The sequence below is a fragment of the Nocardia sp. CC201C genome, from assembly GCF_030010695.1.
Taxonomy (GTDB): domain Bacteria; phylum Actinomycetota; class Actinomycetes; order Mycobacteriales; family Mycobacteriaceae; genus Nocardia; species Nocardia otitidiscaviarum.
The window spans coordinates 1-1,143 of the sequence record NZ_JASCXP010000742.1; the positions used below are offsets into that span (position 1 = coordinate 1).

The 1,143-nt window shown below is 68.7% G+C and carries 1 protein-coding gene; it reads right to left on the reverse strand.

Features of this window, described 5'->3' with window-relative positions:
• On the reverse strand, window positions 1–1,143 hold a 1,143-nt coding region (locus tag QK444_RS36440), incomplete at both ends, for an acetoacetate--CoA ligase (RefSeq protein ID WP_282786675.1).

Sequence of the window (1,143 nt, forward strand, 5' to 3'; positions counted from 1 at the left end):
TCGGCTCCTTGGAGCAGTTTCTTCAGCGGCACCTCGAGTTTCTTGCCGGTGCGGGTGTGCGGGATGGCGGGAGCGGCGATGATCTCGTCGGGTACGTGCCGGGGCGACACCTCTTCGCGGACAGCGGTATCGATGCGTCGTTTCAGGTCGTCGTCGAGTTCGGTGCCGTCGGTGAGGACGACGAACAGGGGCATCCAGTAGCCGCCGTCGGGTTGTTCGATGCCCAGGACGAGCGATTCGGTGATCTCGGGCAGGGCTTCGACGGCTTGGTAGATGTCGGCGGAGCCCATGCGGATGCCGTTGCGGTTCAACGTGGAGTCGGAGCGGCCGTGGACGATGACGCTGTCGTGGTCGGTGATGGTGATCCAGTCGCCGTGGCGCCAGATGCCGGGGTAGGTGGTGAAGTAGGCGTCGTGGTAGCGGGAGCCGTCGGGGTCGTTCCAGAACCGGACGGGCATGGAGGGCATGGGGGCGGTGATGACGAGTTCGCCGACCTCGCCGCGCACGGGGTGGCCGTGCTCGTCGTAGGCGGCGACGGCGGCGCCGAGGTAGGGCACCGACAGTTCGCCGGGCCAGACCGGGACGGTGGGGACGGCGCCGAGGAAGGCGGACACGACGTCGGTGCCGCCGCTGATGGAGGCGACGGGGATGTGGTCGCCGAGGTGGTCGCGTAGCCACAGTGAGGAGGACGGGGGCAGCGCGGAGCCGGTGATGCCGATGCTGCGCAGGGCGGTGAGGTCGTGGTCGCGGGTGGGGTGGGTGTCGGCTTTGGCGCAGGCCAGGACGTAGCCGGGGCTGGTGCCGAGCACGGTGGTGGCGGTGGTGGCGGCCAGGTGCCAGAGGGTGTCGGTGGCCGGGTGGGTGGGGCTGCCGTCGTAGCAGACGATGGTGGCGCCGGCGAGGAGTCCGGCGATCTGGAAGTTCCACATCATCCAGGAGGGGCTGGTGTACCAGAAGAAGGTGTCGTCGGGGCCGAGGTCGGTGTGCAGGGCGATGGCTTTGAGGTGTTCGAGCAGGACGCCGCCGTGGCCGTGGACGATGCCTTTGGGTTTGCCGGTGGTGCCCGAGGAGTACAGCACCCACAGGGGGTGATCGAAAGCCACCGGCTCCGTGACGAATTCACGCCCCTTCGCGTCGGCGTCG